The organism is Telluria sp. GW821-FHT07G12 (assembly GCF_059418525.1).
This window is the reverse complement of the sequence record NZ_JBWKQA010000001.1, coordinates 1,183,026-1,205,657: the sequence shown is the minus strand read 5'-3', so window position 1 is coordinate 1,205,657 and position 22,632 is coordinate 1,183,026. Positions and strand designations below refer to the sequence as shown.

The 22,632-nt window shown below is 64.7% G+C and carries 22 protein-coding genes; 13 read left to right on the top strand and 9 right to left on the bottom strand.

Annotation, left to right across the window (positions count from 1 at the left end):
- Positions 1–7 precede the first annotated feature (7 nt).
- Complete coding sequence (gene queG / locus AC07PE_RS05640) at positions 8–1,087, top strand: tRNA epoxyqueuosine(34) reductase QueG (RefSeq protein ID WP_498762370.1); 1,080 nt, start codon at positions 8–10, stop codon at positions 1,085–1,087.
- A gap of 3 nt (positions 1,088–1,090) precedes the next feature.
- On the opposite strand, the gene AC07PE_RS05635 is transcribed toward queG, so the two are convergent.
- From AC07PE_RS05635 to AC07PE_RS05625, 3 genes are all read right to left on the bottom strand, one after another.
- Positions 1,091–1,471, bottom strand: a complete 381-nt coding sequence (locus AC07PE_RS05635; RefSeq protein WP_498762368.1) for a DUF3052 family protein — start codon at positions 1,469–1,471, stop codon at positions 1,091–1,093.
- A 237-nt stretch (positions 1,472–1,708) separates the two neighbouring features.
- Positions 1,709–2,293 (bottom strand): response regulator transcription factor, encoded by a 585-nt coding sequence (locus AC07PE_RS05630; RefSeq protein WP_498762367.1) that lies wholly within the window; start codon positions 2,291–2,293, stop codon positions 1,709–1,711.
- A 28-nt stretch (positions 2,294–2,321) separates the two neighbouring features.
- Positions 2,322–4,310 carry an ATP-binding protein gene (locus AC07PE_RS05625; protein WP_498762365.1) on the bottom strand — a complete coding sequence of 663 codons (1,989 nt, stop codon included), beginning with the start codon at positions 4,308–4,310 and terminating at the stop codon, positions 2,322–2,324.
- Between the two features lie 129 nt (positions 4,311–4,439).
- On the opposite strand from AC07PE_RS05625, the gene AC07PE_RS05620 reads away from it, so the two are divergent.
- The 6 genes from AC07PE_RS05620 (at position 4,440) to AC07PE_RS05595 (ending at position 9,283) form a co-directional block, all read left to right on the top strand.
- Complete coding sequence (locus AC07PE_RS05620) at positions 4,440–5,444, top strand: TRAP transporter substrate-binding protein (RefSeq protein ID WP_498762364.1); 1,005 nt, start codon at positions 4,440–4,442, stop codon at positions 5,442–5,444.
- A gap of 64 nt (positions 5,445–5,508) precedes the next feature.
- Positions 5,509–6,075 (top strand): TRAP transporter small permease, encoded by a 567-nt coding sequence (locus AC07PE_RS05615; protein WP_498762362.1) that lies wholly within the window; start codon positions 5,509–5,511, stop codon positions 6,073–6,075.
- Positions 6,072–7,352, top strand: coding sequence for a TRAP transporter large permease (locus tag AC07PE_RS05610; protein WP_498762360.1), 1,281 nt, complete (start codon positions 6,072–6,074; stop codon positions 7,350–7,352). The genes AC07PE_RS05615 and AC07PE_RS05610 overlap by 4 nt, the downstream gene beginning before the upstream one ends.
- Before the next feature lie 277 nt (positions 7,353–7,629).
- Positions 7,630–8,160, top strand: coding sequence for a methylated-DNA--[protein]-cysteine S-methyltransferase (locus AC07PE_RS05605; protein ID WP_498762359.1), 531 nt, complete (start codon positions 7,630–7,632; stop codon positions 8,158–8,160).
- On the top strand, positions 8,133–9,038 hold the full coding sequence (gene xerD / locus AC07PE_RS05600) for a site-specific tyrosine recombinase XerD (RefSeq protein ID WP_498762357.1): 906 nt from the start codon (positions 8,133–8,135) through the stop codon (positions 9,036–9,038). Before AC07PE_RS05605 ends, xerD begins: the two co-directional genes overlap by 28 nt.
- 71 nt (positions 9,039–9,109) lie before the next feature.
- On the top strand, positions 9,110–9,283 hold the full coding sequence (locus AC07PE_RS05595) for a hypothetical protein (protein WP_230019709.1): 174 nt from the start codon (positions 9,110–9,112) through the stop codon (positions 9,281–9,283).
- A gap of 60 nt (positions 9,284–9,343) precedes the next feature.
- Here the strand turns inward: AC07PE_RS05595 and AC07PE_RS05590 are convergent, their stop codons facing one another.
- The 3 genes from AC07PE_RS05590 to AC07PE_RS05580 form a co-directional block, all read right to left on the bottom strand.
- On the bottom strand, positions 9,344–12,460 hold the full coding sequence (locus AC07PE_RS05590) for an efflux RND transporter permease subunit (protein WP_498762355.1): 3,117 nt from the start codon (positions 12,458–12,460) through the stop codon (positions 9,344–9,346).
- 18 nt (positions 12,461–12,478) lie between these two features.
- On the bottom strand, positions 12,479–13,660 hold the full coding sequence (locus tag AC07PE_RS05585) for an efflux RND transporter periplasmic adaptor subunit (protein ID WP_498762353.1): 1,182 nt from the start codon (positions 13,658–13,660) through the stop codon (positions 12,479–12,481).
- A 161-nt stretch (positions 13,661–13,821) separates the two neighbouring features.
- Positions 13,822–14,799, bottom strand: a complete 978-nt coding sequence (locus tag AC07PE_RS05580; protein ID WP_498762351.1) for an endonuclease/exonuclease/phosphatase family protein — start codon at positions 14,797–14,799, stop codon at positions 13,822–13,824.
- 38 nt (positions 14,800–14,837) lie between these two features.
- Here AC07PE_RS05580 and ybaK point away from each other — a divergent pair, with 38 nt between their 5' ends.
- From ybaK to AC07PE_RS05565, 3 genes are all read left to right on the top strand, one after another.
- On the top strand, positions 14,838–15,329 hold the full coding sequence (gene ybaK / locus AC07PE_RS05575; protein ID WP_498762349.1) for a Cys-tRNA(Pro) deacylase: 492 nt from the start codon (positions 14,838–14,840) through the stop codon (positions 15,327–15,329).
- Positions 15,330–15,407: 78 nt separating this feature from the next.
- A complete protein-coding gene (plsY, locus tag AC07PE_RS05570) occupies positions 15,408–16,055 on the top strand; it encodes a glycerol-3-phosphate 1-O-acyltransferase PlsY (RefSeq protein WP_498762347.1) in 648 nt (215 codons plus the stop codon).
- A 166-nt stretch (positions 16,056–16,221) separates the two neighbouring features.
- Positions 16,222–16,884 carry a DsbA family oxidoreductase gene (locus AC07PE_RS05565; protein WP_498762345.1) on the top strand — a complete coding sequence of 221 codons (663 nt, stop codon included), beginning with the start codon at positions 16,222–16,224 and terminating at the stop codon, positions 16,882–16,884.
- Positions 16,885–16,977: 93 nt separating this feature from the next.
- On the opposite strand, the gene AC07PE_RS05560 is transcribed toward AC07PE_RS05565, so the two are convergent.
- The 3 genes from AC07PE_RS05560 to AC07PE_RS05550 all read right to left on the bottom strand — a co-directional run bounded on the left by AC07PE_RS05560 (position 16,978) and on the right by AC07PE_RS05550 (position 20,095).
- Positions 16,978–17,826, bottom strand: coding sequence for an endonuclease/exonuclease/phosphatase family protein (locus AC07PE_RS05560; RefSeq protein ID WP_498762343.1), 849 nt, complete (start codon positions 17,824–17,826; stop codon positions 16,978–16,980).
- A 96-nt stretch (positions 17,827–17,922) separates the two neighbouring features.
- Entirely contained in the window at positions 17,923–18,960 is a 1,038-nt protein-coding gene (tsaD, locus tag AC07PE_RS05555) for a tRNA (adenosine(37)-N6)-threonylcarbamoyltransferase complex transferase subunit TsaD (protein WP_498762342.1), read from the bottom strand.
- Positions 18,961–19,036: 76 nt separating this feature from the next.
- Positions 19,037–20,095 (bottom strand): 3-deoxy-7-phosphoheptulonate synthase, encoded by a 1,059-nt coding sequence (locus tag AC07PE_RS05550; RefSeq protein WP_498762986.1) that lies wholly within the window; start codon positions 20,093–20,095, stop codon positions 19,037–19,039.
- Positions 20,096–20,214: 119 nt separating this feature from the next.
- Here AC07PE_RS05550 and ybiB point away from each other — a divergent pair, with 119 nt between their 5' ends.
- From ybiB to AC07PE_RS05535, 3 genes are all read left to right on the top strand, one after another.
- Positions 20,215–21,192, top strand: a complete 978-nt coding sequence (gene ybiB, locus AC07PE_RS05545; RefSeq protein WP_498762340.1) for a DNA-binding protein YbiB — start codon at positions 20,215–20,217, stop codon at positions 21,190–21,192.
- 392 nt (positions 21,193–21,584) lie between these two features.
- A complete protein-coding gene (locus tag AC07PE_RS05540) occupies positions 21,585–22,106 on the top strand; it encodes a DUF4402 domain-containing protein (RefSeq protein WP_498762338.1) in 522 nt (173 codons plus the stop codon).
- 31 nt (positions 22,107–22,137) lie between these two features.
- On the top strand, positions 22,138–22,629 hold the full coding sequence (locus AC07PE_RS05535) for a DUF4402 domain-containing protein (RefSeq protein WP_498762336.1): 492 nt from the start codon (positions 22,138–22,140) through the stop codon (positions 22,627–22,629).
- The last annotated feature ends 3 nt before the right edge of the window (positions 22,630–22,632 follow it).

Here is a 22,632-nt window from a genome sequence, read left to right as displayed (position 1 = left end):
ATGAATGATGTTTGCCGATCTTCACGAACTCGCACGCGCCATCAAGGCATGGGGTGCGGAACTGGGCTTTGCCGAAGTCCGCATCACGGACGTCGACCTCTCCGGGCACGAAGCCGGCCTGCAGGCCTGGCTCGACGCCGGCCATCACGGCGAGATGGATTATATGGCAAGCCACGGCATGAAGCGCGCCCGGCCGGCGGAGCTGGTGCCGGGCACGGTGCGCGCGATCGTGGCGCGCATGGATTACCTGCCGATGGATACGGACGCCGACTGGCGCGCGAAGGAGCGCCTGCGCCAGCAGGACCCGGACGCCGCCGTGGTCTCGGTGTATGCCCGCGGACGCGATTACCACAAGGTACTGCGCAATCGGCTGCAGGCCCTGGCCGAGAAGGTCAAGGCGGCAGGGCACGAGCTCGGCTTTCGGGTGTTCACGGATTCGGCGCCGGTGATGGAATTGCCGCTGGCGCAGAAAGCGGGCCTGGGCTGGCGCGGCAAGCATACGCTGCTGCTGTCGAGAGAAGCCGGTTCCACCTTCTTCATTGGCGAGATCCTGGTCGACCTGGCGCTGCCTGTGGATGAGCCCACTGGCGCCCATTGCGGCCAGTGCGAAGCCTGCATCGCCGCCTGTCCGACGGGTGCGATTCTGGGGCCGGGCCGGCTGGATGCACGGCGCTGCATTTCCTACCTGACGATCGAGCTGAAAGGCAGCATCCCGGAAGAACTGCGGCCGCTGATCGGCAACCGCATTTACGGCTGCGACGATTGCCAGCTGGTCTGCCCCTGGAACAAGTTTGCGCAGCGCGCCGTGCTGCCGGATTTCGACGCGCGTCATGGCCTGGGCGAAGCCAGCCTGGTGGAATTGTTCGGGTGGGAAGAGGAAGAGTTCAACCGCCGCATGGAGGGCAGCCCGATCCGCCGGATCGGGCATGAGCGCTGGTTGCGCAATCTGGCGGTGGGAATGGGGAACGCCGCCGCTATTGAACCGGGCGCACCGCACATTGTGGCGGCGCTGCGTGCCCGGCTCGAGCATCCTTCAGACACGGTGCGCGAGCACGTGGCCTGGGCCTTGCAACGCCACGGCGCCTGAGTCTCAGACCTCGATGCGCTTCATGCGCAGTGCCGACCAGTCGCCGTCGATCGAGATCATCGCCACGCCTGTGATACCGTTTTCTTTCGCAAAGGCGTTGATTGAGTCGCGATTGATATCAGTGGCCTTGGACGCGGTCTGCTTCAGATAGGCGACCCAGATCGAGCCCTTGTCGCCCAGGCGTTCCTTCGCAGTGGGGAAGAGTTGTTCAAGTTCCTTGCGGTTCATCGCGAACAGCAACACCACATCCACCTTGTCCTGGTCATTCTTGATCAGGTCAGGCGGCATCTGCGCCACCATGCCCGGATGGACGTTCCCGTTCAGGATCAGCATCGATTTCGCGTTCCTCAGGAACATCTTGTCTGCAATCGTCTTTTCGCTCATCTGTGTTTCCTAAGTAATGAGAGGCGTGGTCAGTTTGACCACGGCGTGTTCATTTGATTTTACAAGCGAACTCCGGAAAGGCAGGGCACAAAAACCTGCCGTGCGCGGGGTTCGAAAATCAAAAGCGGCGCCACCCATCCGGCATGCTTGAGGCAGCGGAAAGATGGCGCCGAGAGGAGGAGATGAACTACTTAGGGATGGCGAGGCGGATTCACAAGAGTCCGCCAGGGAAATTCTCTACTTGAGCAGGCCCGCCAGCTCGACCGCGGTCTTGACCTGCATCTTGTCGAAGATGTGGGCGCGGTGCACCTCGACCGTGCGCATGCTGATCCCCAGCTTGTCGGCCACCACCTTGTTCATGTTCCCGGCCAGGATCAGGTCCAGCACCTCGCGTTCGCGCGCCGACAGGGTGGCCAGGCGTTCATGCACCGCGCTGGACGCCGCGGCCTGGCGCGAGCGGGCCAGGGCTTCCTCCACGCGGTCCATCAGCTGGTTGTCGTTGAAGGGTTTTTCGAAGAAGTCGAAGGCGCCGCGCTTGAGCGAGTCGACCGCCATCGGCACGTCGCCGTGGCCGGTCAGGAAGATCACCGGCAGGCGCGCCAGCAGGCCGCGCGCCACCAGCTGGTCGAACACGGCGATGCCGTTCATGCCGGGCATGCGCACGTCCAGCAGCACGCACTCTCCCCCCGTATCGTGCTGCGCGGTGAGGGCATCGAGGAAGGCCTGACCGCCGGCATAGCCGCGCGCGGTGAGTCCGCGCGACTGGGCCAGCCATTCGAGGGCGTCGCGGATCACGTCTTCGTCGTCGACGATATGCAGCATGAAGGTCTCCCGTATTCTTTCTATATTTTCAGCTCGTTATTTTAGCTTCTGCCTGCTGCAGCGTGAACGTGAACACCGTGCCGCCGCCCGGATTGTCGGCGTGGGTGAGCGTCCCGCCGTGGAATTCGATGGCCGTGCGGCAGATCGACAGGCCCATGCCCATGCCCTCGGCCTTGGTCGAGAAGAAGGGCGAGAACAAACGCTCCGCCACTTCCGGCGGAATGCCGTGGCCATTGTCGATCACCGATACCGAGACCTGCCCGAGTTCCTCGTCATGCGCCGCTTCGATGCGCAGCAGGCGGCGTTCGCGGGCTATGTCCTGCATCGCCTCGATCGCGTTGCGGGTCAGGTTCAGCAGCACCTGCTCGAGCAGCACGCGGTCGGCCAGTACCGGCGGCAGATCGGGCGGCACTCCGACCTGCAGCGTCACGTAGCTCTGGCGCGCCTGCAGGTCGACCAATGCGCGGATACCCTCGATCACCTGCGGCACCATCACGCTCTCGCGGCGCGGCTCGCGCTTCTTCACGAATTCGTGCACGCTGCGGATGATCTGGCCGGCGCGCCGCGCCTGCGTGTTGGCCTGCTCCAGCGCGCGCTTCAGCATGCCCGCGCCATCGCCCGTGCCACCGCGTTCGAGCACGTTCAAGGCGCCGGCGGTGTAGCTGGAGATCGCCGCCAGCGGCTGGTTCAGTTCATGCGCCAGCATCGACGAGATCTCGCCCATGGTCGCCAGGCGCGCGCTGGTCTCCAGCTTTTCCTGCTGCTGGCGGGCCAGTTCCTCGGCGCGCTTGCGGTCGGTGATGTCGAGGATGGAGCTCATCCAGCCGGTGTGGCGCCCGCTGCTGTCGACCAGCTTGGCTTCGAACACCAGCACCGGCACGCGGGTGCCGTCGGGGCGCTGGAACACGGTCTCGAACTGCGGCACGGCCTCGCCTTCGAGCACCTTGCGGAAGCGGTATTCGTAATCGGCCATCGCTTCCGGCGCCCAGTAAGCCATGGGCGGCGTCTTGCCGAGCAGCTCGCCGGCCGGCAGCCCGACGATGCGGCAGAAGGCCGGATTCACGTAGGTGACGCGGCCTTCGAGGTCGCGCGCGCGCAGGCCGGTCAGCAGCGAGTTTTCCATCGCGGTGCGGAAGGCCATCTGCTGGCGCAGCGCGTTCTCGGCGGCGATGGTGCGCGCGATGTGGCGCCACAGCGCGGCCAGCGAAACCACCAGGCCCAGCGCCAGCACGATCACCGAGCCGACCAGCAGGTTGGGCAGCAGCTTGGGCGCGCCTTTGACGCTGTCGGTGGACAGCGCAATCTGGGCGCCGGGCAGGTCGAGCGCGCGCTTGTGGGTATAGACGCCGCGCCCGGGGCCGCCGGCGGCGCGGCGCGCCACCACACGGTCGTCGCGGTCGAGCAGGGCCAGGGCGTTGTCCTGGGCGAACCACCAGGGCACGTTCTCGTCGAGCAGGGTCTGCAGGTTGTAGGTGGCGACCAGGCTGCCGCTGAATTGTCCGTGGTGGTAGAGCGGCAGGTGGTAGTCGACCAGGCCGCCGTGCGCGTGGCCGGCGCCGTAGGCATCGCTGTAGCGGCCGCTGCGGGTGCCGCGCGACATCTCCCCGGCATCGCGCGATGACTGGGTCAGGCCGCCTTCCGGCAGCTCGCTGCCGCGCAGGGCCAGCAGCTTGCCATTGGCGTCCAGCCAGGCGATGCGGCGCAGTTCATGGCCATTCTTGAACATCTGCGCCAGGCGCGCCTGCAGCGCCGCCTGCGAGGGAGGGGCGTCGGCGGCGAGATCGGCGCCCAGGGTCGCCAGCGCTTCCTCGCTGCGCGCCAGTTCGAAGCGCAGCGTCTGCTCGACCCAGAGGGTGTCGGCGATCAGCTGTTCGTGGCGCTCGTTGCTCTCCATCTGGCGCGCCTGCCAGGGCAGCCACAGCAGGACGAGCAGGAACAGCAGCACCAGCAGCACCGGCACCAGCCAGCGCCAGGGGCCGTCCGGGACGGGACGCGGGATCGAGAATGGGTTTTTCATGCCATAACGTGATACTTTTACTGTTGAGCCGCCTATTGTGGTTTTCCACAATAGCGATCGACAGGAAAGCTCAGCAGACTCCAGGTAAATACAAAAACTATACTTATTTTTATAAAAGAGGAGACATCAATGAAGATCAAATCCGTGGTCGCCGCACTCGCCCTGTTTGCCGGCGCCAGCTTCGCCCTGAACGCATCCGCGCAGGCTCCCATCGTCATCAAGTTCAGCCACGTGGTGGCGACCGACACGCCAAAGGGCCGCGCCGCCGAGCGCTTCAAGGACCTGGCCGAAAAGATGACCAAGGGCCGCGTCAAGGTCGAAGTCTACCCCAACAGCCAGCTGTACAAGGACAAGGAAGAACTCGAAGCCCTGCAGCTGGGCGCGGTGCAGATGCTGGCGCCCTCGCTGGCCAAGTTCGGACCGCTGGGCGTGAAGGAGTTCGAGGTGTTCGACATGCCTTACATCTTCCCGAGCAAGGCCGCGCTGTACACCGTGACCGAAGGCCCGATCGGCAAGAGCCTGATGCAGAAGCTGGAGCCGAAGGGCATCACCGGCCTGGCCTACTGGGACAACGGCTTCAAGGTCATGTCGGCCAACAAGCCGCTGCACATGCCGGCCGATTTCCGCGGCCTGAAGATGCGTATCCAGAGCTCGAAGGTGCTGGACGCGCAGATGCGCGCACTGGGCGCCAACCCGCAGGCGCTGGCCTTCTCGGAAGTCTACCAGGCGCTGCAGACCGGCGTGGTGGACGGCACCGAGAACCCGCCGTCGAACATGTACACCCAGAAGATGCATGAGGTGCAGAAGCACGTGACGGTCTCGAACCACGGCTACCTGGGCTATGCGGTCATCGTCAACAAGAAGTTCTGGGACGGCCTGCCGGCCGACGTGCGCGGCCAGCTGCAGCAGGCGATGCTTGATGCCACCAAATACGAAAAGGCGATCGCCCAGCAGGACAACGACATGGCTCTGGAAGCCATCCGCAAGGCCGGCAAGACCACCATCTACAATCTGAACCCGCAAGAGCAGGCGGCATGGCGCAAAGCCCTGCTGCCGGTGCAGAAGCAGATGGCGGAGCGGGTCGGTCAGGATCTGATCAACCAGATCAACAAGGCGACCGCTTCGGTCCAGTAAGCCCCATCGTTCGCATTTCAAGGTCCTTCCCGCGCAGGCGGGAAGGACGTCTCACGCCCAAATCATGAAAATCCTCGACCGACTCGAAGAGTGGATCATCGCCAGCCTGATGGCCGCGGCGACCGCCGTCATCTTCATCGCGGTGCTGCACCGCTACCTGTCCGGCTTGCCCATTCCGGGGCTGCAGGACTGGCTCATCGCCCAGAACACCAGCTGGGCCCAGGAACTCTGCATCTACATGTTCGTGTGGATGGCCAAGTTCGGCGCCGCGTATGGCGTGCGGACCGGTATCCACGTCGGCGTCGATGTGCTGATCAACCGTCTGTCGGACCGCTGGCGCAACAAATTCATCGTGTTCGGCCTGCTGGCCGGCGCGCTTTTCACCGGCATCGTCGGCACCCTGGGCGCCAACTTCGTGCTGCACATGGCGGGCACCGACCAGACCTCGGCCGACCTCGAACTGCCGATGTGGATCGTCTACCTGGCGGTGCCGCTCGGTTCCTACCTGATGTGCTTCCGCTTCCTGCAGGTGGCCTGGACCTTTGTCCGCACCGGCGAACTGCCCAAGCACGACCATGCCTACGTCGAAGGCCTGGACGACGAAATCGAAGAAGCAAGGAAAGCCCCATGAACGCCGCCATCATCTTCGTCCTGCTGCTCCTGCTGATGCTGACCGGGATGCCGATCTCGATCTCGCTCGGCCTGACGGTGCTGACCTTCCTGTTCACCATGACTTCGGTGCCGATCGAATCGGTGGCGCTCAAGCTCTTCACCGGCATCGAGAAGTTCGAGATCATGGCGATCCCCTTCTTCATTTTGGCCGGTAACTTCCTCACCCATGGCGGGGTCGCGCGGCGCATGATCAACTTCGCCAGCTCGATGGTCGGGCACTGGCACGGCGGCCTGGCGCTGGCCGGCGTGTTCGCCTGCGCGCTGTTCGCGGCGGTGTCGGGTTCGAGCCCGGCGACGGTGGTGGCGATCGGTTCCATCATCCTGCCGGCCATGGTCAAGCAGGGCTATCCGAAGCGCTTCGGCGCCGGCGTGATCACGACCTCGGGCGCGCTCGGCATCCTGATCCCGCCTTCGATCGTGATGGTGATGTACTCGGTCACCACCAACACCTCGGTCGGCCAGCTGTTCATGGCCGGCGTGATCCCGGGCCTGCTGCTGGCCTTCCTGCTGGGCCTGACGACCTGGGTGCTGGCGAAGAAGCACAACTATCCGCGCATGCCGCGCGCCACCTGGGGCGAGCGCTGGACCGCCTTCCGCCGCAGCGCCTGGGGCTTGTTCCTGATCGTGATCGTCATGGGCGGCATCTACACCGGCGTGTTCACCCCGACCGAGGCGGCCGGCATCGCCGCGGTGTACGCCTTCGTCATCGCGGTGTACGTCTACAAGGACCTGAAGCTGAAGCAGGTCGGCAAGGTGCTGCTGGATTCGGCGGCGATGTCGGCGATGCTCCTGTACATCATCACCAACGCCGTGCTGTTCTCCTTCCTGATGACCAGCGAGAACGTGCCGCAGGCGATGGCCAGCTGGCTCACCGGCCAGGGCCTGGGCCCGATCGGCTTCCTGATCGTCGTGAACCTGCTGCTGCTCCTGGCCGGCAACGTGATGGAGCCCTCGTCGATCGTGCTGATCATGGCGCCCATCCTGTTCCCGGTCGCGGTCCAGCTGGGCATCGATCCGGTCCACTTCGGCATCATCATCGTGGTGAACATGGAAGTCGGCATGTGCCATCCGCCGGTGGGCCTGAACCTGTACGTGGCCTCGGGTATCACCAAAATGGGGATCTCCGAATTGACGGTGGCCGTGATGCCCTGGCTGCTGACGATGCTCGGTTTCCTGGTGCTGATTACCTACGTACCGGAGATTTCTTTATGGCTTCCGAGGTTGGTATATAGCTGACATATATTTCGTGAATGTATATAAAAAACTACGCTTTTCTTATTCGAATGCGTTATGATGGCGCAGCTTTAGCACCACAACGGTGCGTTAAAGAAGCCCGGATACGAATTTGGGGAGAAGCACCAAAAAATCGGTAATCCAGTATTGGAATGCCGGAGAAACGTTGAGGAGACACACGTTTTATAGATGCCGCCGGCACTGACCGAGTGGCCGCAAACGTGACCCACACTGAAAACGCACCTCACGAGGGTGCGTTTTTTTTTGCTACACTGGATCAATGAACACACAACAGGGCAGCGAACTCTTTAGCGCCATCGTCGCCGCGCCTTTCGGGGCGATGGGTATCCGCATCGAAGATCGAAAAGTCCGCGAGCTGGTCTACCTGCCGCCGCATTACCAGGAAAAGTCGCCGCAGGATGCGGTCGCCGAACAGGCGGCCGGGCAGGTCGTGCGCTATTTCGACGATGCCGATTTCCGTTTCGACCTGCCGCTGGCCGAGGCCGGCAGCGAATTCCAGCGCCGCGTCTGGGACGCCATTTGCGCAATCCCGCGCGGCAGCGTGCGTACCTACGGCCAGGTCGCCAAGCTGCTCGAATCGCATCCGCGCGCGGTCGGCCAGGCCTGCGGCGCCAACTGGTTCCCGCTGGTGATTCCCTGCCACCGCGTCACCGCGGCCGGCGGCCTGGGCGGCTTTGCCAGCAGCGACGACGAACACGGCTTCACGCTCACGGTCAAGCGCTGGCTGCTGCGCCACGAAGGCGCACTCCCTACTGACGTGCCATGGCAGCAGCAGTCAATCTTTCCCTGATCGACGGCTTCTGCGACGCCCTCTGGCTCGAGCACGGGCTGGCAAAGAATTCGCTCGACGCCTACCGCCGCGACCTGCGCCTGTTTGCCGGCTGGCTGGAGAAGAAGCGTCCGGACCGCGCCAGCCTGCACGCGGTGCAGGCGCAGGACGTCGCCGCCTATTTTGCCGAACGCCACGAGGACACCAAACCCGCCTCGGCCAACCGCCGCCTGTCGGTGCTGAAGCGCTTCTACCAGATGGCGCTGCGCGAGCGCCGCATCGACCATGACCCCTGCCTGAACATGGCCTCGGCCAGGCAGCCGACCCGCTTCGTGCACACGCTGAGCGAAGCACAGGTCGAGGCCTTGCTCGCCGCGCCGGACGTCTCGACGCCGCTGGGCCTGCGCGAGCGCACCATGCTGGAGCTGATGTATGCGAGCGGCTTGCGGGTGTCGGAACTGGTGAGCCTGAAGGTGGTCGAGCTGAGCCTGAACGACGGCATCCTGCGCATCACGGGCAAGGGCAGCAAGACCCGCCTGGTGCCCTTCGGCGAGCAGGCAAGGCTCTGGCTGGAGCGCTACATGAAGGAAGCGCGCGGGGTGATCTTGAACGGCCAGCTCGACGATGCCCTGTTCGTGACCGGGCGCGGCGGTCCGATGACGCGCCAGATGTTCTGGATCGTGATCAAGAAGCATGCGGCGCGGGCAGGCATCACGGCGCCGCTGTCGCCGCACACACTGCGCCACGCCTTCGCCACCCACCTGCTGAACCACGGCGCCGATCTGCGCGTGGTGCAACTGCTCCTGGGCCATTCCGACATTTCGACCACCCAGATCTACACCCATGTAGCGCGCGAGCGCTTGAAGCACCTGCACGCCCAGCACCACCCGCGTGGTTAATTCTCAAGACCTGGCGGGTCTGGTGAGTCATAATGGTCTAGTAGCACTCTTCCCACACGCACGAGGACACCATGGCCAAGACGAATTTCCAGTACGAAAAACGGCAACGTGAGTTGGAGAAAAAGAAGAAGGCTGAGGAAAAGGCCAAGCGCAAGCTGGAGGCCAAGCAGCACAAGGGGGAGGAAGGCGATGCTTCTCCTGAGGAGGATGCGGCGGAAGTCGAGCCGGAGCGGGATTCGGCTTAGTTGGCCTAAGCACATCATTCCGGGCAATGCCCGGAATGATGTGGCAGATCCGCGGTCGATTTACACGCTTGGCTCGCCGGCCGCGCCGGATGCCACTTCGTGCTCGGCCTCATGCCCCTTCTGGAACCACCGCTTGGCCCGCTTGCCCAGACTATCCAGGTAGGTATAAGCCACCGGCACCACCACCAGGGTAAGCAGGGTCGAAGTGATCACGCCGCCGATCACCGCGCGCCCCATCGGCGCCTGGTTCTCGGCGCCTTCGCCCAGCCCCAGTGCCATCGGCAGCATGCCGAAGATCATCGCCAGCGTCGTCATCAGGATCGGACGCAGGCGTACCTGGCCGGCTTCCATCAAGGCCGCGAACTGTGATTTCCCCTCTCTCTGGCCCTGGTTGGCAAAGTCCACCAGCAGGATCGCGTTCTTGGTCACCAGGCCCATCAGCATCACCACGCCGATCACCGAGAAGATGTTCAGCGTGCTCTTCGTGACGAGCAGGGCCAGCAGCACGCCGATCAGGGACAGCGGCAGCGCCGTCATGATCGCGATCGGCTGCAGGAAGCTGCCGAACTGCGAGGCCAGCACCAGGTAGATGAAGATGATCGCGATGCCGAGCGCGATGGCGAAGCCGCCCATGGTCTCGTCCATCTGCTGCGACTGGCCGCCGACGTCGAAGCGCACGCCTTCCGGCAGCTCGATCGATTTCATCGCCGCGTTCACTTCCTTCATCACGTCGCCCAGAGGACGGTTTTCGAGGCCGGCATTGACCGCCACGCGGCGTTCCAGCGCCTGGCGCTTGAGCACCTGCGGGCTGGTCGAGGGCACGAACTCGACCACCTGGCGCAGCGGCACCATGATCGGATTGCCGGCCGCATCCAGCTTGTTCGAGGCGACCGACAGGTCGGCCAGGTCGGCCACCTTCTGGCGTCCGGACTTCGGCAGCTGCACGTTGACTTCGTAGTTCTGGCCGTCCGGCGCCAGCCAGCGGTTGGTCTGGTCGCCGCCGACGAAGGGACGCAGGGCGGTGCCGATCTGCTGGACGCTCAAGCCCAGGTCGGTGGCCAGCTCGCGGTTGATCTTCACGACGGTGGCCGGGTTCGCGCCCTCCTGGCTGTACTGGATGTCGGCCACGCCCTTGATCTTCTTCATCTTGTCCATCAACAGGTGCGCCACCTTGTCGAGATTGGCCTCGTTGCTGCCGAGGATGGCGATGAAGATCGGGCGGTTACCGACGCTCATCTCGACGCCGGCAATGCTCGCCAGGCGGTCGCGGATCACCTGTTCCATCTCCTGCTGCGAGCGGCGATGGGTCTTGCGTACGTCCGTCAGCTTCAGGTTGATCATCGAAGTGTGGCGGCCGTCCCAGGCGCCCACGATGGTCTGCATGTTCTCGATTTCCTTGAACTCGCCCAAGGCCTTTTCGATCTGATGCACCTTGGCGTCGTTGTAGTCGAGGCTGGAGCCGACCGGCACCTTGAAGTTCAGCTGGATGTAGCCGTTGTCGACCTGGGGCACGAACTCGCCGCCGATCAGCGGCACCAGCATCAGGCTGCCGGCGAATACCGCGAAGGCAAAGGCCAGGGTCGACTTGCGCCAGGCCAGCGAGAAGCCCAGCACCTTCGCATACCAGCCGTGCACGCGGTCGATGCCGCGGTCGATGCGCGCCATCAGGCGGCCCAGCCAGGGCACATATTTGAAGCGGTCCTTGACCGGATCCGGCCATACCGAGGACAGCATCGGATCCAGCGTGAAGCTGACGAACAGCGAGACCAGCACCGCCACCGCCACCGTGATCCCGAACTGCAGGAAGAAGCGGCCGATGATGCCCTTCATGAAGGCGATCGGCACGAACACGGCGACGATCGCGAAGGTCGTGGCCATCACCGCCAGGCCGATCTCGTTGGTGCCGTCTTCGGCGGCGCGCGCATGGCTCTTGCCCATGCCGAGGTGGCGCACGATGTTCTCGCGCACCACGATGGCATCGTCGATCAGCAGGCCGATCGACAGCGACAGCGCCATCAGGGTCAGGAAGTTCAGCGTGAAGCCGAAGTACTTCATTGCGATGAAGCTGGCCAGCACCGAGATCGGCAGCGTCAGGCCGGTGATGACGGTGCTGCGCCAGGAATGCAGGAACAGGAACACGATCGCCATGGTCAGCACCGCGCCTTCGATGATGGTCTCCTTGACGTTGTCGACCTGGTGCTGGACGCGCCCCGACACGTCGTCCAGCACGCGGAACTCCACGTCCGCGGGCAGGGTGGCCTTCATCGTCTCGATTGCCTTCTTGACGTTGACGCCGACCTCCACCGTGTTCGCGTCCTGGACCTTGGCGATTTCCAGCGACAGGGCGCGCTGGCCGTCCACGCGCGAGATCGATTCCTCTTCGGCGGCGCCGTCGCTGATCTGGGCAACCTGGTCCAGGTAGACCGGGCCGTTGGCGCGCTTGGCCACGATGATGCGCTTGAAGTCGGCGGCTTCCTTCATCTTGCCTTCGATGCGCACCAGGTTCTCGCGCTCGCCGTGGCTGATGCGGCCGGCAGGCAGGTTGGCGTTGTTGGCGGTGATCGCGGTCATGACTTCGTCGATGCCGACGTTCATGCTGCGCAGCTGGTCGGGACGGATGTCGACCAGCACCTGGCGGTTCTGCTTGCCGTTGATGCGCACCTGGCCGACACCGGCCACGGCCTGGATGCGCTTGACGATCACCTGGTCGGCCAGCATCGACAGGTCGCGCAGGCTGCGCTCCTTCGACAGCAGCGCCACCTGCAGCACCGGCTGCGAGTTCTCGCCTTCCTGGCGGTACACCGTCGGTTCCCGGACTTCACGCGGGAAACCGCCGCGCACGGTGCTGATGCGGTCGCGCAGCTCCTGCACGGCGCGGTCCATGTTCACGGTCAGCTGGAATTCGACGCTGACGCCGGAGCGGCCCTCCCAGGAGCTGCTGCGGATGGTCTTGATGCCGCCGACGGTGTTGGCCGCTTCCTCGATCGGGCGGGTGACGTCGATCTCGACCTGCTCGGGCGAGGCGCCCGGATACTGGGTCTCGATCCACACGGCCGGGATCTCGATGTTCGGCATGCTCTCCACACCCAGGCTGCGGTAGGAGAACAGGCCCAGCACCATCAGGCCGACCATGACCATGGTCGCGAACACCGGGTGCTTGATACTGATACGGGTCATCCACATGTTCTTGTCCTTTTAGTTGGGCAGCTTGACCTTGTCGCCGGGCTTCAGGCCGTCCAGCTTGACCGACAGGACCGTGCTGCCCGCCTCGATACCGTCCACGGCCTCGACCAGGCCGTCGTCCTCGTTGCGCAGGCCGAGTTTCACCGGCTGGGCCACGACCTTGCCGCCGTCGACGCGGTACACCACGTCGCGTCCGTGATCCTGGCGCACGCCCAGCAGCGGCAGCAGCGGATGGGCGGCCGTCTTCTCGGTCGTCACCATGCCTTTCGCGAACATGCCGGCGCGCAGCGCGCCGTCCGGATTGTCGACGCCGATATAGACCAGCATCGCGCGCGAGCCGGCTTCCGCTGCCGGGTTGATGCGCAGGACCTTGCCGGCGAAGTTGCGGCTGCCGAAACCGTCGACCTTGAACTGCACCTCCTGGCCGACTTTCACGCGCGGGATGTCGGAGGCCGGCACCTGGGCGTCCAGCGTCAGCTGCTTCAGGTCGACGATGGAGAAGACCGGGCTGTCCGGCGACAGCTTTTCGCCGGCCTGCGCATGGCGCTTGCTGACCACGCCGGCGATGGGGGCGCGGATGGTGGTGTCGTTCATGGCGATGCGCGCCAGCTCGAGCTGGGCGCGCGCCGAGTCGACCGCGGCCTGGGCCAGGTCGACGCTGTTCGAGGTGGTGTCGTAGGCGTTCTGGGCGATGTAGTTCTGCTTGAGCAGGGCCGCGCTGTTGGCCTGGTTCTTCTTCGCCAGGGCCAGGCGCGCGCTGGCGTCGGCCAGCAGCGCCTGCTGCTGGGCCACGCGGGCACGCGCCTCGCTATCGTCCAGCTGCGCGATCACCTGGCCGGCCGCGACCTGCATTCCTTCCTGCACCGTGGTGTGGCGGACCACGCCGGAGACCTTGGAGCGCACCGTGGCCTGGGCCAGCGGGGTCAGGGAACCGGACAGCGGCAAGGTCACCGCCAGCGGCCGCGCCTCGACCTTGGCGATGTCGCGCGCCGACAGTTCGTGCACGGTGTCCTTCTTCTCGGCTGCCGGCGCAGCAGCAGGCTTGGCGCTGCCCGCGTGCGTGTATGCATACCCGCCCGCGCCCGCCAGCGCGAGGATGGCCAGGCCGATGACGGGCTTGCGCCAGCGGCGGGACCGGGTTGCCACGGCAGGGGAGGGCTCGACGGAGGCAGGCGGGAGGGATTCGATTTTCATGGCGTGACTCTTCTTATTCGGAGGGATTACGGCAGAATAAGGAAGGGCATGACGAACAGCTATCGGAATGCGACGAGCCGTGCATTCCTGCCGCTGAAACGTCAAAAAGCCGGGACGAGCGTGAGCGCTATCCGGACGGTGCGGACGACCGGGCGGACAGCTCAGGCGTCGCCGTAGGGCGTGCCGTCGGCGGCGCGCTCGAACAGTCGCAGCCGCGCCAGCACCTGGCCGTGGTCGGAAGCTTCCGGCAGGCCGAGGTCGAGGTGGTCGTTCAGGTAGACCACGTCGACGATCTCGCCCAGCGCGCCCGGCAGCTCGCCGTTGAATTCGCCGGACACCAGGATGTGGTCGATGGTCGTGTACTGGCCTTCGTGCAGATTGGAAAAGCCGACGTGGCGCAGGCGGTCCTGGCGGCGCTGCAGCTGGCAAGCGTCGTACAGGCGGTCGCCGCTGGGGGCGCCGAGGCCGAGCACGATGCCGGTGGTGACGGCGTCGGCGACGTCGTTGAAGTCGCCCAGCACCACCCGCGGACGGCGCTGCTCGCGGCCCAGGCGCGACAGGATCACGCGCAGGGCCGCGGCTTCGGTGCCGCGCCGGATCAGCGAGCGCAGCGAGGCGAGGGCGAACAGCTGCGGGTCGTCGCCGGTGTCGTTGGCGCGGTAGTCGGGACGGCGCGACTTCAGGTGCACCACCACCACGTCGACCACCAGGCCGGGCTGGAGTTCGATGGCCGCGTGCAGGGGCGCGCGGGTGAAGCGCTCGGGGTCGCGGTTCCCGGGCGGCATCGCAATGCCGGGCGGGAAATAGGGGAAGGACTCGGCGGCATCGGCCAGCGGCAGGCGCGAGACCAGGGCGACGCTGGGCGTCAGTTTGTCGGCGCCGGGATCCGGGTCGAAGCCGACGTGGACCGCTTCGCGGTAGCGGCGGGTGCGCGACAGGGCCTCGGCCAGCGACGCTTGCGAGAACACTTCCTGGAAACCGATCACGTCGGCGCCCAGCATGTCGATCTGGTGCGCGGTCCAGGCGATCTTCGCTTCGTACTCTTCGGGCGTGCTGGGTTCCAGATTCTCGTAGAGCCGGGCGCCGGGCGGTGCAAGGTTGCAGACGTTGAAGGTGGCAAAGCGAATTTCTTGCTGCATAATAAGCAACTCCTCCGTTTGCTTTTAGCGTAACACGCATGGCCAAGAAAGAGCACATTTCCGAGACACCCGCGACGCAATTCCTGCGCAAGCAGGGCGTGGCGTTTTCCGAGCATCCCTACGAGTACGAAGAGCATGGCGGCACCTCAGTGTCCTCGCGCGAACTGGGCGTGCCCGAGCACGATGTCGTCAAGACGCTGGTGATGCAGGACGAGGCGGCGCGGCCGATGATCGTGCTGATGCATGGCGACCGCAAGGTATCGACCAAGAACCTGGCGCGCGCCATCCCCTGCAAGTCGGTCGAGCCCTGCAAGCCGGAGGTGGCGCAGCGCCATTCCGGCTACCTGGTGGGCGGCACCTCGCCCTTCGGGGTGCGCAAGGCGATGCCGGTGTACGTCGAGGAAAGCATTCTGGCTTTACCGAAGATTTATATCAACGGCGGCCGGCGCGGCTTCCTGATCGGCATCGATCCCAGGGTGCTGGTGGAGGTGCTGAAGGCAAAGCCGGTGCATTGTGCGCTGGCCGATTAGTTAGCGCCGGGTTCGGCCGATGGTGTATATTCCACGCGCGCCGGTTCTGCCGGCACGAAATAAATAGAAAGAGACAGCATGGACAGTTCGACGACCTACACCATTATTTTCACCATCGCCGCCTACCTGATCGGCTCGATTTCCTTCGCGGTCGTGATGAGCCGCGCCTTCGGCCTGTCCGACCCGCGCACCTACGGCTCCAAGAACCCGGGCGCGACCAATGTCCTGCGCAGCGGCAGCAAGAAAGCGGCCATCGCCACCCTGGCCGGCGACTGCGCCAAGGGCTGGCTGCCGGTCTTCCTGGCGGTGCATTACGGCGACCGCTTCGGCATCGAGGATGGCGGCATCGCATTGATTGCGATCGCTGTCTTTATCGGTCACCTGTGGCCGGTGTTCTTCCGCTTCGTCGGCGGCAAGGGCGTCGCGACCGCGCTCGGCGTGCTGCTGGGCATCAACGTCTGGCTGGGCCTGGCGACCCTGGTGACCTGGCTGGTGGTGGCCTACGCCTTCCGTTATTCCTCGCTGGCCGCACTGGTGGCCGCGATCTTCGCGCCCTTCTACTACGGCCTGCTGTTCGGTGCGAACGAGATCCTGTTCGCCGTCATCATCATGAGCGCCCTGCTGCTGATCCGCCATGGCAAGAACATCGCCAACCTGCTGGCCGGCAAAGAATCCCGCATCGGCAGCAAAGCGGCCGGCGCCAAGCAGCCAGTCAAGAAAAAATAAGCCACCGTTCGATCTCGGCTAATTCGGGGTCAGAGCACTTTTTCGCATGCTGAAAAAGTGCTCTGACCCCGATTTTTCGTGCACGCGCTGCCGGCTTTTGCTCGATGTGTCACCATATGCCAAACGCCGCATCCCATGCGGCACCTATCCAGGAAGGTGGTGAGTCGTGAGCAAGCAGATGAGAATTGATTTCGTGTCGGATGTATCGTGCCCCTGGTGCGCGATCGGCCTGAAATCGCTGGAGAAGGCGCTCGAACGCGTCGCCGGCGAAATCGAGGCGGACATCCATTTCCAACCGTTCGAGCTGAATCCGGGCATGGGTCCGGAAGGCCAGGACATCTTCGAACACATCACCGAAAAATACGGCTCCACGCCGGCCCAGCAGGAACAGTCGCGCGAGATGATCCGCCAGCGCGGCGCCGAGGTCGGCTTCACCTTCGACATGAGCAAGCGCGGCCGCATCTACAACACCTTCGACGCCCACCGCCTGCTGCACTGGGCCGAAAGCCAGGGCCCGGGACGCCAGCGCGCGCTGAAGGAGAAGCTGCTCGAGGCCTATTTCACCAAGGGCGAAGACCCGAGCGCGCACGAGCTGCTGGTGCGCGTCGCCGGCGAGGCCGGACTCGACCAGGAACAGGCGCGCACCGTGCTCGACACGGATGCCTATGCCGACGAGGTCCGCCAGCGCGAATACTACTGGCAGCGCGCCGGCATCCGCTCGGTCCCGGCGATCGTTATCAACGAACGCCACCTGATCTCCGGCGGCCAGCCGCCCGAGGTGTTCGAGCAGGCCTTGCGTCAGTTGTCGCAGCAGGAAGAGACCGTCTGACTAAGAGCGCCTGACAAGACCTCAGGGCAAGGCGCATCGTCGAAGACAGTACGCTAGTACGGCGAGACGATGCAACGCGGCCATGAGGTTTTGTCAGGCGCTCAGGTCTAAAACGATGGGTTGGTGATCCGAGGCCGAAGTCTCGGATTGCACGTTGACCTCCGCGACGCGCCGCACCAGGTCTTCGGTCACGAAGAAATAGTCGTAGCAGTCGGCGCGCACGGGCCAGGGATAGCCGTGCAGGCCGGCGGTCGGCGCACGCGGCATGTCGCCGTGGCGCAGCTTCCACGCATCCACCAGCGCCAATGCGCCGTCCGCGGGCGGCGCCGTCAAGGCGCGGTAGTCCTCCGAATCCGGCGTGAAATTGAAGTCGCCGCAATAGATCGCGGTGCAAGGCCGGAAGCCCAGCTGGAAGGGCGGATCGAGCGCGGTTTCCGGCTGGTAGATGGCGGCGCGGGCGCAGGCTTCCGCATGCAGCTCGCGGATGCGCGCCACCTGGGCGCGGCGCTGCGGCGGCGAATAATACTCGAGGTGGGTGGTCAGCACGCGCAGCTTGCCGCCGGGCGCGTCGAGCACGGTTTCGATCATCCCGCGCGGCATGCCGGACGGGTGTTCCGGGGCGGCCGGCCACGGCAGCATGTGGCGCTGGGCCTGGGTGATGCGGTATTTGGACAGCAGGATGTTGCCGAACTGGCGAGGCAGATTGTTACGGTAGATTTCGCTCGGCGCGTGTTCGATCAGGTGGTAGCCGCCGAGCGCGCCGCCGAGCTGCTTGAACTGGCTGGCGGTCGCGCTGCCTTCGAGTTCCGGGTGATTGGCCGCTACTTCCTGCAGGCAGATCACATCCGGATTCAGCTTGCGCAACACATCGATGATGGCGTGGATCCGGATGCGCCCGTCCTTCCCACAGCCCCAGTGAATATTCCAGCTGACTACGCGCATCTAGAACCTCCGTGGAACTCGACTGCCCGATATTGCCATTTATTCGGGCTGAAAGCTCACACGGTAGGATCGATATCAGGCAGACAAGTTCACAATTCAGGCAGCTTCGATCTCGTCCAGCGGCCAGCGCGGGCGCACATTGAACGAGTAATCGTGGGTCGCGGCCGCCGGATTACGCTCCAGCCGCAGCGCGCCGGCAAAGGCGATCATGGCCCCATTGTCGGTGCAGAATTCGAGTTCCGGGTAGTAGACCTTGAACTTCTTCTTTGCTGCCGCCGCGTTCAGGGATTCGCGCAGCTGGCGATTGGCGCCGACGCCGCCGGCGATCACCAGGCGCTTCAGGCCGGTGTGCTTGAGCGCGGAGACGCACTTGGCGGTCAGCACGTCGACGATGGCATCGACGAAGCCGCGCGCGATGTTGGCCTTGTCCTGCTCGCAGATGTTGGCGATCTCACTGCCGCTGTTCTTCACCACCGTCAGCACGGCGGTCTTGAGGCCGGAGAAGCTGAAGTTGAAATCCTTCGAGTGCAGCATCGGGCGCGGCAGTTTATACGCTTCCGGATCGCCGAACTCGGCCAGGCGGGAAATGGCCGGCCCGCCCGGATAACCCAGACCCAGCAGCTTGGCCGACTTGTCGAAGGCTTCGCCGGCGGCGTCGTCGAGGGTTTCGCCCAGCAGGGTGTAGCGGCCGACGCCGTCGACCCGCATCAGCTGGGTATGGCCGCCCGAGACCAGCAGGGCGATGAAGGGGAATTCCGGGCGCTCGCTGGCCAGCAGCGGCGACAGCAGATGGCCCTCGAGGTGGTGCACGCCCAGCACGGGCTTGTCCAGCGCCAGCGCCAGGCTGCAGGCCACCGACGAGCCGACCAGCAGCGCGCCGGCCAGGCCCGGACCCTGGGTGTAGGCGATGGCGTCGATGCGCTCCTTCGGCAGCTCGGCCTTGGCCAGCACCTGTTCCAGCAGCGGCAGAGCGCGGCGGATGTGGTCGCGCGACGCCAGTTCCGGCACCACGCCGCCGTACTCCTCGTGCATTGCGACCTGCGAGTGCAGGGCATGGGACAGCAGGCCGCGCTCCGTATCGTACAGAGCAAGGCCGGTTTCATCGCAGGAGGATTCGACGCCGAGGACAATCATGGGAAAGCAATGGTGGTAAAGGGGAATCCACCATTTTACCGTAGGGTGGGCACTCCCGTGCCCACGCGGACGCCGATTACGGGCGCTGCAACAACTCCTTGTGCGCACTACGCAGCATCGCCTCGGTATCTTCCCAGCCGATGCAGCCGTCGGTGACCGAGCAGCCATACTTCAGCTGCGACAGGTCTTCCGGAATCGCCTGGTTACCGCTGACGATGTTCGACTCGATCATCACGCCCACCAGCGAGCGGTTGCCGTGCTTGATCTGCTGGATCACGTCCGACATCACCAGCGGCTGCAGCTCCGGCTTCTTGTAGCTGTTGGCGTGCGAGCAGTCGACCACCAGGTTGGCCGGCAGTTTCGCCTTTTTCAGCGCCTGCTCGGCGATCGCGACCGACACCGAATCGTAGTTCGGACGGCCGCCGCCGCCGCGCAGCACCACGTGGCCGTAGGCGTTGCCGCGGGTGCGCACGATCGAGACCGTGCCCTGGCCGTTGATGCCCAGGAAGGAGTGCGGGCTGGACGAGGACAGCACGGCGTTGATCGCGATCTCGATGTCGCCGTCGGTGCCGTTCTTGAAGCCGACCGGGGTCGACAGGCCGGACGACATCTCGCGGTGGGTCTGGGATTCGGTGGTGCGCGCGCCGATCGCCGTCCAGGCGATCAGATCGCCCAGGTATTGCGGCGAGATCGGGTCCAGCGCCTCGGTGGCGGTCGGCAGGCCCAGCTCGCACACATCCAGCAGGAACTGGCGGGCGCGTTCCATGCCGACGTCGACGCGGAAGGAATCGTCCATGAACGGATCGTTGATATAGCCCTTCCAGCCGGTGGTGGTGCGCGGCTTTTCGAAATACACGCGCATCACCAGCACCATGGTGTCGGCGACCTCGGCCTGCAGCGCCTTCAGGCGGCGCGCATAGTCGAGACCGGCCACCGGATCGTGGATCGAGCAGGGGCCGACGACCACGAACAGGCGCTTGTCCTTGCGGTCGAGGATGTTACGCAGCGTTTCGCGGCCCTTCATCACGGTAGTGAAAGCGGAGTCGGTCAGCGGCAGCTTCTGGTGCAGCTCGACCGGCGAAGGCATGGTCGCGAACGAGGTAACGTTGGTGTTTTCGATATCGGGCGTATTCAGCATGGCGGGACGATGTTCCGGGCGTTTTGTCTTTGGGGGAGGACCAGTCTAGCCCGAAAACGAAAATGTTGCACCGCAATGTGCCAAAAATATCCGGAGCGCGATGTTATCCTAGTGTCATGGATACCAAGCCCGAACCGAATACCGAACCCTTTCACGCCGCCCGCTTCATCAAGGAGATCGGCCGCGGCGTGAAAGGCGCGCGCAGCATGACGCGCGACGATGCTAGAACACTCTACGGCGCCATGCTGGACGGCCGCGTGTCCGACCTCGAACTGGGCGGCATCCTGCTGGCCATGCGCATCAAGGGCGAATCGGTGGAGGAGATCGCCGGCTTCATGGAGGCCGCGGAAAGCTCGTTCGCGCCGCTGCCATCGCCGCCGGGACCGTATGCGCCGGTGCTCATCCCCAGCTACAACGGCTCGCGCAAGCTGGCCAACCTGACTCCGCTGCTGGCCCTGCTGCTGGCGCGCGAGGGCGTGCCGGTGCTGATCCACGGCGTGCAGCAGGACCCGGGACGCGTGACCACGGCCGAGATCCTGGCCGAGATGGGTTTCAAGCCGATCGGCTCCACCGCCGACATGCTCGACGCCTTCGCTGCCCGCAAGCCCTGCTTCATGCGGATCGAGGCGCTGGCGCCCAGGCTGGCCCACCAGCTGTCGCTGCGCCGCATCCTCGGGGTGCGCAATTCCACGCATACCCTGGTCAAGATCCTGCAGCCCTTCGACGGACCGGCGCTGCGCCTGGTCTCCTACACCCATCCCGAGTACCTGACGATGCTGACCGAGTACTTCAGGACTGCAGTGCCGGCCGGGCGCGGCGACGCCTTCCTGATGCGCGGTACCGAGGGCGAGACGGTGGCGAATGCCAACCGCGCCCAGCAGATCGACTGGTTCCATGCCGGCGAGCAGACCCTGCTGGCTGAACGCGATGCCCCGACCGACGAGCTGGCGCCGGCGCCGGAAGGGCGCGACGCACCCGCAACTGCCGACTGGATCCTGCGCGCCCTGCGCGGCGAACAGCCGGTGCCGTCGCCGATCGCGGCCCAGGTTGCGCATTGCCGGCGCGTGGCCGAGGCGCTCCGCAAGGGCGTTTGAGCCTGCGCGGGCAGGGCACTAGTGTTGTATTCACGCTCATTTCGCGTATCTAGAATGATTATTCGAAATGCATCATATGCTGCATAACTGAAACATATACGCCTAGAACTTGGCGTTAAGTTCGTTTATTTCAGCCGGTTTCTCTTCAATTCGTGCCAATACGTATTACTACGTAGCCGGCGCGTTGTCGCTCCAAGTAACATTTCCTCAGAAACATGTCATGCCAAATAGATTTTTTGACAAAATTTTTGGTGAGAATGTTTAGTGGCGGACGTAATATGAAATTGCATCATGGCAAAAAATGCAGCACCAAGCCGGAGATAGTGATTTCATTATGGAAACATTGGCTCGGTCTGCGACTCTCGCAAAACCAACTTGAAAGAAGAGATCCAATGATCAAGCAATCGCGTATTACCCTGGTTGCGGCCCTGGCCGCCGTCGGCCTGGCCGTCCCCAGCCTCGGCATGGCAGCCAGCGCCACCGCGTCCTCGAGCAGCACCGTCGTGACGCCGATCACCATCACCAAGAGCGCCGACCTGGCGTTCGGCAAGTTCGCCGCCGGCACCGGCGGTACCGTGACCGTCAGCACCAGCGGTGCACGCACCGTGAGCGGCGCTGTCGTCGCAATGACCAGCACCACCACCGCCGCCAAGTTCGACGTGGCCGGCGAAACCGGTGCGACCTACTCGATCAGCCTGTCCGGCCCGGCCGTGCTGACTTCGGGTTCCGACACCATGGCCTTCGCCGCCGTGAGCGACCTGACCGGCGCCAACGCCACCGCCGGTACGGTATCCAGCGGCACCCTGACCGCCGGCACCCAGTCGATCTACGTCGGCGGCGTGCTGACCGTGGGTTCGGGCCAGGCGCCGGGCACCTATACCGGCTCCGTCATCGCTTCGGTCGACTACAACTAAGCGGCAGGGAGCGTTTCCGCTGTTGGCCGGCATGTTCGCGCATCGCTCCTTCACACCCCGGACCGGCGGCCTGGCCATGGCCGCCATCCTGCTGCTGGCTGCGCACGGCGCGTCGGCCCAGCAGATCGTGCTCACCAATTCCCGCTCGCTCGACTTCGGGCGCTTCGTCGCCCGAACCGGCGGCACCATTACCGTCAGCCCGAGCGGCGCGCGCAGCAGTACCGGGGGCGTCCTGTTATTGAATTCGCCCAGCGCCGGCGCGGCCGTCTTCAATGTCGGCAAAAGCAATGGCGGCGCCACCAACAAGGCGGTGGCGATCACCCTGCCGGCCAACGGCAGCACCAGCATGACCAGCGGCGCCAACAGCATGCCGCTGAGCGCCTTCGTCACCTCGCCGGCGACGATCCTGACGGTCCCGAATGGCGGCGTGACGCTGTCGGTCGGAGCGACCGTGACGGTCGCCGCCAATCAGCCGCGCGGCAATTACACGGGTTCGATCCCGCTCATCGTCAATTTTCAGTAGAGT